General features: G+C 65.5%; 10 protein-coding genes and 6 pseudogenes. 9 read left to right on the top strand and 7 right to left on the bottom strand.

What is annotated here, in order from left to right:
* Positions 1 to 309: 309 nt before the first annotated feature.
* Entirely contained in the window at positions 310 to 1086 is a 777-nt protein-coding gene (locus HFP48_RS31325; protein ID WP_210432848.1) for a hypothetical protein, read from the bottom strand.
* Positions 1087 to 1142: 56 nt separating this feature from the next.
* Here HFP48_RS31325 and HFP48_RS28460 point away from each other — a divergent pair, with 56 nt between their 5' ends.
* On the top strand, positions 1143 to 1682 hold the full coding sequence (locus HFP48_RS28460; RefSeq protein WP_168580747.1) for a helix-turn-helix domain-containing protein: 540 nt from the start codon (positions 1143 to 1145) through the stop codon (positions 1680 to 1682).
* Positions 1683 to 1726: 44 nt separating this feature from the next.
* A pseudogene (locus HFP48_RS28455) lies at positions 1727 to 2101 on the top strand (PIN domain-containing protein); the annotation flags it as partial.
* Positions 2102 to 2141: 40 nt separating this feature from the next.
* Here HFP48_RS28455 and HFP48_RS28450 read toward each other — a convergent pair.
* Together HFP48_RS28450 and HFP48_RS28445 are read right to left on the bottom strand one after the other, a co-directional pair.
* Positions 2142 to 2717 carry an IS630 family transposase gene (locus HFP48_RS28450; RefSeq protein ID WP_168580746.1) on the bottom strand — a complete coding sequence of 192 codons (576 nt, stop codon included), beginning with the start codon at positions 2715 to 2717 and terminating at the stop codon, positions 2142 to 2144.
* A complete protein-coding gene (locus HFP48_RS28445) occupies positions 2696 to 3223 on the bottom strand; it encodes a winged helix-turn-helix domain-containing protein (protein ID WP_246872602.1) in 528 nt (175 codons plus the stop codon). Before HFP48_RS28445 ends, HFP48_RS28450 begins: the two co-directional genes overlap by 22 nt.
* 73 nt (positions 3224 to 3296) lie before the next feature.
* On the opposite strand from HFP48_RS28445, the gene HFP48_RS28440 reads away from it, so the two are divergent.
* Positions 3297 to 3476, top strand: a complete 180-nt coding sequence (locus tag HFP48_RS28440) for a hypothetical protein (RefSeq protein WP_210432847.1) — start codon at positions 3297 to 3299, stop codon at positions 3474 to 3476.
* A 265-nt stretch (positions 3477 to 3741) separates the two neighbouring features.
* Here the strand turns inward: HFP48_RS28440 and HFP48_RS28435 are convergent.
* The 3 pseudogenes from HFP48_RS28435 to HFP48_RS28425 all read right to left on the bottom strand — a co-directional run.
* Positions 3742 to 4211, bottom strand: a pseudogene (locus HFP48_RS28435) (transposase); the annotation flags it as partial.
* A gap of 33 nt (positions 4212 to 4244) precedes the next feature.
* Positions 4245 to 5466: pseudogene (locus tag HFP48_RS28430) on the bottom strand (IS3 family transposase).
* Between the two features lie 70 nt (positions 5467 to 5536).
* Positions 5537 to 5884, bottom strand: a pseudogene (locus HFP48_RS28425) (site-specific integrase); the annotation flags it as partial.
* Positions 5885 to 6003: 119 nt separating this feature from the next.
* Here HFP48_RS28425 and HFP48_RS28420 point away from each other — a divergent pair.
* Positions 6004 to 6348, top strand: a pseudogene (locus tag HFP48_RS28420) (ATP-binding protein); the annotation flags it as partial.
* A gap of 350 nt (positions 6349 to 6698) precedes the next feature.
* Here the strand turns inward: HFP48_RS28420 and HFP48_RS28415 are convergent.
* A complete protein-coding gene (locus HFP48_RS28415) occupies positions 6699 to 7982 on the bottom strand; it encodes a competence/damage-inducible protein A (protein WP_168580745.1) in 1284 nt (427 codons plus the stop codon).
* Positions 7983 to 8204: 222 nt separating this feature from the next.
* Between HFP48_RS28415 and HFP48_RS28410 the strand changes: the two are divergent.
* The 5 genes and pseudogenes from HFP48_RS28410 to HFP48_RS28390 all read left to right on the top strand — a co-directional run.
* Positions 8205 to 8612 (top strand): annotated as a pseudogene (locus tag HFP48_RS28410) (transposase); the annotation flags it as partial.
* Positions 8613 to 9961: 1349 nt separating this feature from the next.
* Positions 9962 to 10843, top strand: a complete 882-nt coding sequence (locus HFP48_RS28405) for a TIGR03619 family F420-dependent LLM class oxidoreductase (RefSeq protein WP_168580744.1) — start codon at positions 9962 to 9964, stop codon at positions 10841 to 10843.
* A gap of 205 nt (positions 10844 to 11048) precedes the next feature.
* A complete protein-coding gene (locus HFP48_RS28400; protein ID WP_246872601.1) occupies positions 11049 to 11777 on the top strand; it encodes a GntR family transcriptional regulator in 729 nt (242 codons plus the stop codon).
* 341 nt (positions 11778 to 12118) lie between these two features.
* A complete protein-coding gene (locus HFP48_RS28395; protein WP_168580742.1) occupies positions 12119 to 12952 on the top strand; it encodes a mycofactocin-coupled SDR family oxidoreductase in 834 nt (277 codons plus the stop codon).
* Between the two features lie 9 nt (positions 12953 to 12961).
* Complete coding sequence (locus HFP48_RS28390) at positions 12962 to 13150, top strand: ferredoxin (RefSeq protein WP_168580741.1); 189 nt, start codon at positions 12962 to 12964, stop codon at positions 13148 to 13150.
* Positions 13151 to 13326: the final 176 nt, after the last annotated feature.

Genomic DNA, 13326 nt, shown 5'->3' with positions numbered 1-13326 from the left:
CGGGGGGAACGCCCAGAGGCACTTCGGAGCCCGAGGACGCTTCGTAGTGATTGCCCCGCACGCGGCGGTACCCGCGTCGCACCAGAGCTTCGTGCAGATCGGAGCCGGCCGCGACCACGGTGTCCATGCCGGCATCGGCGTCGGCGGTGACGCCGGCACCCTGCTGGGTAAGGGGGTAGACTCGGCCGAGAATGTGCACCCTGTGCCCGTCGATGACCCGGTAGTTGCTGCCGTGGGCAGCGGCGGCGAGATCCGCCAAGGCCCTATAGGCCCCGATCGGCGGCGTTCGACGCCGCGAGGAGGTGCACCTCAGCCACGGAAGGTGCCCTCCTCGATCGCCCGGCGCAGGTGCCCGGCAGCCTCGTGCGCGTCGGGTCCCGGGCTGCGCAGCACATCGTGCGTCGCAATCACCGGATCGACCAAGATCGCCGCGTCGGAGACTGCACGGGCGGTGCGCCACAGCGTCGGATCGGCGGGGACGATCACCTCGAGGGTGTGCGCGCCGGCGGTCGCGGGCGTGAACCCGGCCGCGGTGAAGTCGAGGAACTGCGGAACGTAGAGCACGGCCCGCGTCGGCAGCCGCCAGGGGGCATACACATCGGCGGCCACGTCACCGCTCTGCAACACGGGAACGCCGAGCTCCGAACGGAATCGGGCCGCGTCGCTGGCCTGCCGGATCACCGGCTCGAGCCCGTACCAGTACGTCGAGGCGCCGCCGGACCCGGGATATTCGGCGAGGTGCGCGTCGAGCAGGGCCGCACGGGGCTCGGCGATCCACCCGCCGGGCGTCCGTTCACCCGGTGACCTCGGTGAAGAACAGCGGCACCTGTATGCGCGGTCCGGGGATGTCGCGGTCATGGATTCGCGCGCGGCGGTGGGCTTGTGTACGTGCATGCGGTGCTGGAGGAGACCGAACGAAGGCTGGCCCTTGGAAGCGAAGGCGACGATCTCACCGTCGAGGACCGCGTCACGGTCGCCGAGCGCGGTGAGTAATAGCTCGGGCAGTTCGGGTAGGAGGCTGGTCGCACCGGCGTTGAACGGGGAGCCTGGGTGCGTGGAGTGCTGGTGTGATGCTCCCCGTAACACCCTTTCGAAAGTTCCGAAAGGGTGTTACGTTTCTTTCGAATAGGAGGAGTGAAGACATGACGCAGGCGTTGGAGCAGCGCACGTATCTCCCGGAGCCCGAGGAAGGCGGCCGGCTCGCCGAGGTGATCAGCTTCCTCGACGCGCACGAACGGCGCTTCGACGACCGGGTGGAACCGCGGTACCTGCTCGTCGGTGCGGACGAGGGTGACCAGGTGCCCTTGCCGACCGAGGTGCACGCGATCCTCAAGCAGGTGGTCTCGGCGTTGCAGGCCGGGCGAGCGGTCACCGTTGCTCCGCACACCACGAAACTGACCACCCAGCAGGCGGCCGATCTGCTGGGGGTGACCCGACCGACCGTCAAACGGCTGATCTCGGTGGGTGAACTGCCGGCGGAGAAGGTCGGCACCCGGCACCGACTGGTGCTGCGTGATGTCCTCGACTACCAGCAGCGGCGACGCGCGCAGCAGTACGACGCGTTGGCTGCCACGTCCGTGGCCCTCGTCGACGAAGACGATCCCGAGGTGGTCACCGAGCAGTTGAAAGCTGCCCGTAAGGCCGTGGCGGCGCGTCGGCGGGCCCGCAACACGACCGCGTAACTGCGAGAAAGAGCCTCGTCGCCGAGACTCGTTACACTGCGCGGATGTTCGCTGCTGTTCTCGACACGTCCGTGCTGTGGCCCAGCCGACAACGCGACTTCCTGCTGTCCTTGGCGATCGCGGGTCTGTATCGGCCGTTGTGGTCGGACGCGATCCTCGAAGAGCTCGAGTACCACGAGGCGGCCAAGCTCGAGGGCCGCGGAAGCGATGCTGCGGATGCGGCTGCCGCCGCGGCCCGTCTGGTGGGGCGGATGCGCGCAGCGTTCGACGATGCGGTGGTGACCGGATGGGAGCCGCTGGAGGGTTCCTACGGTCTGCCCGATCCCGACGACGAGCATGTGGTGGCGGCCGCGGTTGTCGGTGGGGCGGGTGTCATCGTCACCAGTAACTTGAAGGATTTCCCGGAAGACCGTGTGCCGAAGCATATTAACGATGTTTCGGTAATTGAGTGAGTGATGATCATAGGGAAAGTCCGGTGTGGTCGAGGAAGCTGTGGCACAGGTCGTAGCTCGAGCCGATCCGGGTCAGTCCGGTCTCGGTCGCCACGCGGACCTCGTCGAGGGTATCGGGGCACAGGTTGGCCAGTTCGGTGGATTTCATGTTGCCCCAGACCTGTTCGATGGGATTGAGCTCGGGCGCATACGCAGGGAGGCGTTCGACGTGGAGCCAGTGGCGTTGGGTGGCCAGCCACGCGGTCATCGCCCGGGATCGATGGGCCATGAGCCCGTCCCATATCAGGATGAGCTTCTCGCCGGCAAAGTGGGCGCGGAGTTCGGTGAGGAACTCGATGAGCTTGTCGGTGTTGTAGGCACCGTCGGTCATGGAGAACACGAACGCGCTGCGACTGCGGTCGGGCCGATAGGCCAGGACCCCGGCCATGGACATGCGTTTCCACGAGAATCGGTGACGGAGCACGGGGGTGGTGCCTTTGGGCGCCCAGGTTGCACGGACCACCGGGAGCAGCGATACGCCGCTTTCGTCCTGGAAGCAGATCCATGCACCTCGGCGCCGCGCTATTTTTTTATCCGCGGCCACTCGTTCTCGCGCCAGGCGACGATGGCATCCTCGTCGCGTTCGACTGCCCGCCGTGCGGGGCGCTGCCGGCTCCAACCGAGCCGGGTCCGCAGGATCGTCCAGGTCTGGGTGGGCCCGTAGTGCGCGCCGGTGATCCGCTCGATGACGATTGCGACCCGGCCCAGGGTCCACACTCCGGTTGCGAAGCCGTGGGCTTGGGGTCCTTTGAGTAATGCCTCTCTGATGGCGGCGATCTGGGTGTCGTCGAGACGCGGCCGGCGTCCCGCCCGACCTGCTCCTTCCAGTGCCTCACGGCCTCCGTCTGCCCACTGTCGATACCAGCGGGACGCGGTCTGCTGGGAGACCTCGAACTCGACCGCGACGTCGATCTGCCGCCGTCCCGCGGCGAACATCTCTGCGGCCCGCATCCGTCGGTCACGCAACGCGTCGAGATCACGGCGAGCGCCGCGTTGCTTGACTTTCCGGGCGTCGGACTCGTCGCCGGAATCGGTCTTCTTCCCTGCCATTCGTCAATGATCAAGCAGCGCGGTGCGAATCACGTGCAACGACACGCCCTATTATCGAAACATCTTTAAGGTTGTGTCTCCGGCCGAGTTCGCCGCCGATACCGTCGCGGTGTCGCCGATGGTGGCGCGGCAGGCGGTCGACGTGATGGTCAAGCGTCTGGGGAACCCGCCGATGAGTGTCGAGAAGGTACTGACGCTGCTGGTGGACCGCTACGAGATGAGTGATGCGGTGGCTTTGCTACGCGAGGTGTGAAGAACAGTTACCTGCGCGCCCGTTGGCCGAGGGAGCCGGCCTTCCGTACCCGTCGAGTGTTGGTCGAGTCGGCGTGGAAGTCCTGCCTGGCTCGTGAGGGGCATCGGAGGTATCGAGGTCGGTGTTCTCGCCGATCGGATCAGCTGTCGTCACACCCCTGTGCGGGCCCACGGCCTGGTAGCGGCTCCGGGCATGTGCGCGACGGCGGCGGGTCAAGTCCCGTGAGGTGGTGTACGACGTCGTCGCGTGATTCCTCGTCGGTGGATCAGGCGGTCAAGGCCGGTGTCACCTCCCCGGTGTCCTCGGTGACGCTGTCGGCGGGCTTGTCGGTGCGGGAGCGAGCCAGCACGTCGAGGCCGAGGTAGCGGCGGCCTTCGATCCACTCGTCGTGCTGCTCGGCGAGCACCGCCCGACAAGTCGGATCAGGGCGGTGCGGTCCGGGAAGATCCCGACCACGTCGGTCCGGCGGCGGATCTCCTTGTTGAGCCGCTCCTGCGGATTGTTGGACCAGATCTGTCGCCAGATCTGTTTGGGGAACGCGGTGAACGCCAACAGGTCGACCCGGGCGGCGTCGAGGTGCTCGGCGACCTTCGGCAGCTGCGCTGCGAGCGCGTCGATGACGCGATCGTATTGGGCGTGAACGGAATCCGCGTCGGTCTGGTCGTAGACCGAATGCAGCAGCGTCTTCACCCAGGGCCACGACGACTTCGGGGTTACCGCCATGAGGTTGGTCGCGGGGCGTTTCCCCCGAGATGTGGACACCAGTTCCTATGCGGCAGTGGCCAGCGTAGCCGATCGCTGCTCGAACTCGATCGGACAGATCTGACCGAGAGTGGAATGCCTTCGTCTCGTGTTGTACGCGTGACCCAGCGGAACACGTGAGCACGTGCCTCGCCTGCGCTGGCCCAACGTTTCCGTCCCTGCAGCGTCTCCCGTTTCAACGTCGCGTTGAACGACTCCGCCGCCGCATTGTCCGCCGACGTCCCGACCGCACCCCGCGACCGGGTCACCCCCAGCTCACGACACACCTCGGCGAACCCGGTCGACGCATATTGAGCCCCGTTGTCGCTGTGGAAGATCGCGCCGTCCAACCCGACAGGACCACGCACCGACGCGGCCGCCCGCAACGCTTCGGTGACCAGCTCGGTGCGCATGTGCTCCGCGATCGACCACCCCGCCAACCGCTTCGAGTGCAGATCCAATACCGTTGCCAGATAAAGGAACTGACCGTCGCCGATCGGCAAGTACGTGATGTCCCCGACGTACCTGGTGTTCGGTGCGCTCGCGGTGAAGTCCCGCCGGATCAGGTCCGGTACCACGGCCGCGTCCGGAGCGGGCACCGTGGTGCGCACCGTCTTACGCAGATGCACCCCGACGATCCCGTGCTCGCGCATCACCCGCTCGACCCGCTTGTGGTTCACCTCGAACCCGGCATCGCGCAGCTCGGCGGTCACCCGAGGGGACCCGTAGGTGCCGTCGGAATCGGCGTGGATGACGCCGATCCGCTCGGCCAACTCCCGATCGGCGCGGGCGCGTTCGGCGCGGACCGGCGCCGAAGCCCGCCACCGGTAGAAACCGGAGCGGGACACCTCGAGGATCCGGCACAGCCACTTCACCGACACGGTGTCGCGGTGGTCGTCGACGAACTGGAAGCGGCTCACCAGTTCGTCTCGCCCGCAAAATACTTCGCGGCCCTGCGCAGGATCTCCCGCTCGGTCTCGAGCTTCCGTATCTGGGCCCTGAGCTGCTTGTTCTCTTCTCCCAGCACGGACTCGGACGATACCTCGCCGGACGGTCGTGACGGCCGCGTGGCTCCGCGGCCGGCCGCGGGCGCGCCGGTGCGTTTACGTTCGGCGCGCACCCAGTTGCGCAGGGTCTCCCGGCTGACACCCAGGTCCTTGCCGATGCCTTCGAAGGCATGGTTCGGATCGGACAGGTACAGCGCGACGGCATCGGCCTTGAACTCCGCCGAGTATGCCTTCATCACCATCAGTGACATCTCTTCCTCTGGATCCTCACGACCCAGTGTTCACGATGTCCACATGTCAGGGGGAACCCCCATAGAACGACACCACTGCCGCCAGCCGTGCCTCCAGCGTCGAGGGCGCCGGCACCGGCTGCGCCGCGACCACGGCGTGCTCGACGGTGCGGCCGTTGCGCAACCACGACAGGAACCCACCGACCGCGGGGACACCGACGTCCTGCCACCGGTCGGCTTCTCCGCGTCGTTCGAGGAACGTCCACCACTGCGCCAGCGAGGTCGCATACCCACGCACCGTGTTCGGCGACCACAGGTGCCGATGCGCCTCCAACCACTGCTCGACCGGTCCGACGGTCCGATACGAGCCGTCGATCACCGTCCATGTCCGACACCCGCCAGGCGGTCGCACCGCCACACAGTAGGCCACAGCATCGCTCCTGACGTTGTTGCGCTCCCGGCGATAACCCGGCAACAACGATCACAGAGCAAGGTCAACACACGTCGTCGGAGACGTTACTGAGAGTCGACGAACACCCATCGATAACCGTTGGAGTCGGAAAAACCCATGTGGCACAAGCACTCGGGCATCATGTTGCCCGCCGCGGCGGGGACGTGCGGTTCGTCAAGTGCGCCCGTATGCTCGCCGACCTCGCCGGCGGCCATGCAGACCGCACCATCGATCAGCGGATGCGCGAACACACCCGGCCGCTGGTGTTGATCATCGATGACTTCGCGATGCGCGAGCACACCACCACCCAGTCTGACGACCTCTACGATCTGGTGTCGGACCGGGCGATCGCCGGCAAACCGCTGATTCTGAGGAGCAATCGCGCCCCGAAGGACTGGTACCCGCTGTTCCCGAACCCAGTCGTCGCCGAGTCGCTCCTCGACCCTCGACTCAGCACGCCCGAGCACGGGGAATTACGTGACGGTCGACACCCAACGAGCAAGCCGCGTTGAAGTGTCTGTCTTTGGCGACCGGGCGCTGGACCCGACGGGGAAGGGAAGATCACGATGGGCGATGAGGTGGAAGCCGGCGTTGAACGCGTTTGCTATCACTTCGAGGGTCGGATCACCCGAGTGAGAACTAAACCGATGCGCCAGAACCGGATCCACCGGAAAACTGACACTCCCGACTCGATGTCCAGGGAGCTTGAGTGCTCACCTGCCCGCCGCTACCGTTGACGAGTCTGCCGTATCGCCGGACCCGCCGGCTCTCATTAGGTGGTTCGGTGCGGGTCTCATTGTTGTTTGAGTTGTGCGGCAACGAGGTGCAGTGCGGCTGTGGTGGTGAGGGTTCGGATTTGTTCGCGGTTCCCGGGGAAGTGGCGGGTGAGGGTGTGTGTCGGTTGTCCGTCGATCGCGACCCCGAAGCAGACTGTGCCTACCGGCTTGATTTCGGTGCCGCCGGTGGGGCCGGCGATTCCGGTGGTGGAGACCGCGATGTCGGCCTCGAGCCGGTGTCGGGCGCCTTCGGCCATCGCTGCGGCGACCTGTTCGCTGACCGCACCGTGCGCGGCGATCGTCTCGGCGGGTACGTCGATCAGGTCGGACTTGGCGTCGTTGGAGTACGCGACGACGCCGCCCGTGACGTAGGCCGACGATCCGGGGCGGGCGGTGAGGCGTGCAGCGATGAGTCCGCCGGTGCACGATTCCGCAGTTGCGATGGATCGGCCGTCGAGGAGCTCGATCAGCTGGTCGTCGATGGTGGTGCCGTCGGTGGAGAAGATCTGGTGTCGGTGGTGTTCGGTGAGAACATCGAGTAGTCGGCGGTAGATGTCTGTGTCGGCGGAGGCGAATCGGGTCACCATGTCGAGTTCACCGTGTCGTAGGCATGTGGTGATCTCGAGCCGGTCGAGGTCGGCGATTTCTGCGTCGGCTCGGCGCAGTGTCTCGGCGAGGTGTGCCTCGTGCAGTCCGTAGGCGCGTACGGTTTCCTGCTGCAGGTCGTCGGCTCGGGTCAGTACGTCGGTGACTGCAGGTGCGGTGATCGCGTTGGGCCACATCGCCTGTAGCTCTGCGGGCGGCCCGGGGAGGATGACGATGGTCGGGACCGGCCGGTCACCGGCTACGGCGGGGATGACCACGCCCGGTGCTGTGCCGGTCGGTGGCAGGGCGGTGGCACCGGTGGGGATCTGTGCCTGTTTGCGGATCCCGGTACGCGTCGGCCCGGCGTCGAGGTCCGGGGTGTGCGGGCGGTGGTGGCGGATGACACCGGCGATGTGTTCTTCGAGTTCGGGGTCGAGCAGTAGCTCGCGATGGCAGAACTGGGCGATGGTGGGGACGGTGAGGTCGTCGGCGGTGGGGCCGAGACCACCGCTGGTGATGATGAGGTCGACGCCCTGATCGGCGAGGAAGCGTAGTTGTGCGGTCAGGTCGGCGGGCCGGTCGCCGCAGAGGGTGAGGTGGGCGACGTCGACGCCGAGTGTCAGGAGTTGGTGGGACAGCCAGGGTCCGTTCTGGTCGGCGATCCTGCCGGTGAGCACCTCGGTTCCGGTCACGATGATTCCTGCACGCACGCTCACGGCGTCGAGCCTAGTCGGCGGCGGCCCTGATGGGGGATCACCGCTTCGGCATCCGGAACCAGCTCGGTTCTTCAGGTGGTGTTCGGCGGGTGGTGGTGGGGTGTGTCGGTGATGTTCGCGGTTGGCGGTGGCGGTCCTTGTGCTTGTCCATTTCCGGTACGAGAAGGCATCGAGGATGCTCGGTGCTCCGGCGTCGGGTCTGTCGCCTGCCATGAGCATGGGACCGTCTACGACCAGCCCGACGCGGATTCCGTGCACGCCCAATACGATCGAGTGATCGATGCCCTCGAGGCCAAGCTGCCGAAGGTCGCCGAGCACCTCGACGCCGCCCGGGTCGACCTGTTGGCGTTCACCGCGTTCCCCAAGCAGATCTGGCGGCAGATCTGGTCCAACAATCCGCAAGAGCGGCTCAACAAGGAGATCCGCCGCCGGACCGACGTGGTGGGGATCTTCCCGGACCGCACCGCCCTGATCCGGCTCGTGGGAGCGGTGCTCGCCGAGCAGCACGACGAGTGGATCGAAGGCCGCCGCTACCTCGGCCTCGACGTACTGGCTCGCTCCCGCACCGATACGCCCGCCGACAGCGTCACCGAGGACACGGAGGAGGTGACACCGGCCTTGACCGCCTGAACCACCGACGAGGAATCACGCGACACCGCCGCACACCACCTCACGGGACTTGACCGGGCGACGAGGTCGGGGTCGCAAACCGGCACGCTCGGCGCGACGGCGGATCGCCTAGTGCACTGCCGCCCCACACGAGACGGTGGGGGAGGGATGGTCGTTCTTGCCGGGCACCCGCAGCATCGGCGCGTCCTTGCCGGTACGGGACTGGAGCCGCGGCAGAGATGCTCGTCGAACGGCGGTGTGGTGCCGAGCGGCCGTATCACTGCGGGCGGGGCCGCAAGTTCGATGCGGTGCAGCGCCGCGGCGAACCCGAGCAGCAGGAGCGCGGCGTCGCGGCGTTCGAGGATCTAATTGGCCCAGTTTATGATGTCGGTGCGGGCCTACTTGTCGACGATCGGGAAGATGTCGCTGCGGAGCAGGGGCCCGCGGGGTACGGGGCGAGGGCCAGCGGTGGCGTAGTCGCGCGGATGCCGGCCAGGGTGGTGCGAAGCAGGTCGTAGCCGATCGGCACCTGGTGGTTCCCGACCTCGCAATGGTGGGCGATCGCGGCGATTAGCAGGCCAGGATGGCCGGGACGTAGTCGCGGGCGTCGATGTCGTGGTCCGTGATGCGATCAGGCAGGCGGCGACGGCTAGCGGATACGTCGGCAGCGCGGGGTGGCCCTCGGCGGCGCACCAGGTTGTGAAGCGGCGCTACGCCGAGGCGTAGGTGTGATCAACTGCAGGATAGTGGATTTGGATACGAACCAGCCCTCGCGGAGAGCAAGGGTGCGGTTCGTTTACTGCACCATGCAGCACGTACCATAATAAGGTCCGGTTATCGGAGTTGCTGCAGAAGTCGAAGGCGTCCATGGGCCCGAGCGGACTCATCTCGAACCTGACCGTGCCAGCGGGCAAGCATTTGACAGTGCTTCCAGGCCGTGCTGGTCGGTGAGGGCTCTCAGCACGGCCACGGTTACCGTGCCGTCGAGCAGTTGGGCGTGGGCGAGCAGATGTTGCGGGGTGCTTACGCGGGTCTACTCCTCTGCGTCTGCAAGTGGCCCTGCGGTGATGGCTGGCAGATGACCGGTCACCGTGTCCATCGGTTCATATACGATCGTCTTCGTTGCTGTCTTGCAGCTGCTGAAGCTACGGGGTTCGACGAGGCCGGCTCAAGCGCGTCGTCTCTTCGGATTCGGCATCCCGACACCGTCATCGCTTCAACGATGCTCCGTTTCGGAGCGGCCGAATCCGGCCACCCGGTCGGACTTGCCACAAGGCAGCCAGTAGAGGCCTTTATATCATGAGCAATTCTCGCTACTGTGTACTACCTAACATCTAGCGTTGCTATTCACGCAGGAAGTAGGGGCAAGGGTGACCTCCGTAGGGCTGAGCGCGTACGGAATGACCGGGAACGACCTGGTTGAGCTCGCAGCGTGTGCTGATGGGTTGGGTTTCGACGCTCTCTGGATCGGAGAACACGTGCTTCGTCCCTTGGTTCATGCCGGAGAGCATCCTTCGGCGGGAACCAGCCAGCATCATTCCGGTCCCATCGTCGACATCGAGACAGAACTGGTCGATCCGTGGATTGTCCATGCAGCAATCGCGGCAGTCACGACGCGGATCAAGCTCGGCACAGCCGTGTATCTGGCACCACTGCGGCATCCCCTCCATACAGCGCGTACCACGATCACCGTCCAGGAGATGAGTGGGGGACGTGTGCTCTTCGGGGTAGGGGCCGGATGGCTCGAGGAGGAATTCGACGCGTTCGGGGTACCCTTCCGTACGCGCATGTCGAGGACCGAGGAGTGCCTGGAGGTCTTGCGCAAGGCATGGTCGGGAACTGCATTCCGGCACGAAGGCAAGCATTTCCGCTTCGAGGATGTTCAGGTGCACCCCAGGCCTGTCGAGATTCCCATCATCCTCGGCGGTAACAGTCCGGCCGCGCTGGCCCGGGCGTCGCGGCTGGGAGACGGGTGGTTCACCTCAGGGACGCCCACCTTCGTCGAGTCCTTGGAGATGGTGCGCGAGGTCCACCGGCTGCGAGAAGGGTTGGGGAAGGGAGGTGAGTTTCCCTGTTACGTCCGCCTGGCAGAGGTCGATGTCGCGGAGTTCGAGCGCTACCGCGACCACGGTATGGGCGACCTGGTGATCTGGGCGGACATGGTGTGGCGCGGACGCACGCACCGTGAGCGCTGTGACCGGCTTGCTGCGATCGCCGACAAACTCGGTCTTCAACCTGCACCCTCAGGGTAGACGATGTCGTATCCGTGTGAATTCCTGCTGTCGGTTCTGGGACGTGTTGCGCGGGCCGGTCGTGAAAGTGTGGGACGGGAAACGAAAGTAAAAGTGTCCGAACGACGTCCGGAATCTGCGCCGGCCGTCCTGTCAGGGGGATGAGATGCCACGAAATACGCCTCGAAGCGATGTGAACGGAAGCAGGTCGGCTGCCCGCGGTGAAGTGTCGCTGTTGCGCCCGTTGAAGGCCGCAGAGACCGTCGCGCGCACGATTGTCGGTGAGATTCAGAGCAAGAGCTTGCCACCGGGGACGAGCTTGCCCTCGGAGGCGACGATGCTCGAGCAGTACGGTGTCAGTCGTGAGTCCCTCCGAGAGGGTCTGCGTCTCCTCGAGGTCCAGGGAATGATCACCATTCGCCGGGGACCGGGCGGCGGTCCCATCGTTGGATCAGTGGACGCGGCCCATCTGGGCAGGGTGTCGGCGCTGTTCTACAACATGGCGGGTGCCACGTACGAGGAACTGTTCGATGCCTGGGTCTGGGCCGAGACGGAACTTGCCGAGCGTGCGGCTCGAAACCCCGACGGTGCGCTGCGTGCAACCCGTATGGAACCGTTCCTGCAGCAGCACGAGCACTCCGAGGAAGGACTCGGCCCGTATCTCGAGGAACATGCGGGGTTTCATCATGCCGTCGCCACCTTGGCGGGTAATCGAGTGCTCTCGCTCAGTCTCGAAACCTACGGCCAGATCGTCACGCACCATGTCGCTGTCCTGGATGATCCACGGAAGCTGCGCGCCGTGCTCACCGACGACCATCAGCACATCGCGAAGGCGGTGGTTGCGGGGCGGTGCCGGCGGGCTCGCGAGCTCATGGAGAACCATCTACGTGGGGTCGTGGACTACTGTCGCTCCCGTTTGGCGGTGCCGCTGAACTCGCCGGTCGAGTGGTTGTAGCCAGCGCACGCTCACTCGGCATGCGATCCTGCTGACGGAAGCCGGCGAGACAACTCTGTCCCGCCGGCTTCGCTGTGAGCACGTCGGTCGCTGCCGTCCGGATCTCACCCTCCCGATCGGCCTGGCGGACTTTATTCCTCATAAAGAATAAGGCCGAAGGCTCTTGACTTCCGAGTTCATCATGAGCAATATGGTCTCAGGCGGCTCGGTGATGGGCATCACACGATGATCGCCGCATCGTCTCCGTTCCATAGCGGGACGCCTTTTACCGCATGAAAGCTGCGCGGACGCTGTGTCCGTCGCGGTCGACGACACCCACGGAAGTTGAGCCAGGAGGCCCCATGAAGCGGTTGAGCGGCAAGGTCGCATTCATCACCGGAGCCGCACGCGGCCAAGGTCGGACACATGCCGTACGGCTGGCCCAGGATGGTGCCGACATCGTTGCGATCGACCTCTGCCGGCAGCAGGAGAATCTCGACTACTCGCAGGGAACCCCGGACGATCTGGCGGAGACAGTCCGCCTGGTCGAGAAGGAGGGGCAGCGGATCATCGCCCGCGCCGCCGACGTACGCGATCTCGCCAGGATTCAGGAGGTCGTCGACGAAGCGCTCACCGAGTTCGGGCGCATCAACATCCTTGTGTCCAATGCAGGCATCTCGAACCAAGGGGCAGTCGTCGGCCTCACCGATCGGCAGTGGTCGGACATCCTCGATACCAACCTCGTCGGTGCGTGGCACGTATGTCGTGCGGTACTGCCGTCGATGATCGAGCGCGGGGAGGGCGGTTCGGTGATCTTCGTCAGTTCGACTGTCGGACTGCGCGGCGCACCGGGGCAGTCCCACTATGCCGCCTCGAAGCACGGACTCCAGGGCCTGATGCTTTCTCTTGCGAACGAAGTAGGTCCGCACAATATTCGGGTCAACTCCGTCAATCCGGGTGCGGTCAACACCCCGATGGCCATCAACGAGAGCCTGCTGAAGATGTTTCTTCCGCATCTCGAGAACCCGACCGCCGACGACGCCGCTGAGCTGTTCGCCGAGCTGACGCTCCTGCCGATTCCGTGGGTCGAGCCCGAGGACGTCAGCAATGCGGTCGCCTGGCTCGCGTCCGAGGAGGCCCGGTACATCCACGGGGTCGCCATCCCCGTTGACGGTGGTCAGCTGGCACGAGCCTAGGAGAACACGATGGCGAAGATTTCGATCGATCACGACTACTGCCAAGCGCACGGCCGCTGCTACGCGCGGTTTCCCGCGCTGTTCGAGGCGGACGAGGAAGGCAAAGCCGTCGTGAAGGGTGATGGAACGCTCCCCGAGGCGACGGGGGAGTCCGAGATCACCGGTGTCTGTCCAGAAGCTGCGATCACGGTGTCGTGAGAAGGAAGAGTTGACAATGACCGAGCAAGTGCAGTCCCCGACACCGATGCCGTTGGGGTGCCCCGTCGATCTGTGGTCCGAGCAGTTCAACGAGAACTTCTGGCCCGAGATCAACCGCATGCAGGCCAGCGACGAACTGTCCGTTCATACCCAGGGTGAGACGCCGTGCTACGTCG

Source organism: Rhodococcus sp. DMU1 (assembly GCF_012272955.1).
Classification (GTDB): Bacteria; Actinomycetota; Actinomycetes; order Mycobacteriales; family Mycobacteriaceae; genus Rhodococcus; species Rhodococcus aetherivorans.
Note: the sequence above shows the minus strand (reverse complement) of the source record. Positions and strands in the feature narration are given on the sequence as shown.

Bases quoted from the DNA above. Each gene is read 5' to 3' on its own strand.
- HFP48_RS28460 (WP_168580747.1), top strand. From the start codon at position 1,143: ATGACGCAGGCGTTGGAGCAGCGCACGTATCTCCCGGAGCCCGAGGAA.
- HFP48_RS28445 (WP_246872602.1), bottom strand. From the start codon at position 3,223: ATGGCAGGGAAGAAGACCGATTCCGGCGACGAGTCCGACGCCCGGAAA.
- HFP48_RS28395 (WP_168580742.1), top strand. From the start codon at position 12,119: ATGAAGCGGTTGAGCGGCAAGGTCGCATTCATCACCGGAGCCGCACGC.
- HFP48_RS28390 (WP_168580741.1), top strand. From the start codon at position 12,962: ATGGCGAAGATTTCGATCGATCACGACTACTGCCAAGCGCACGGCCGC.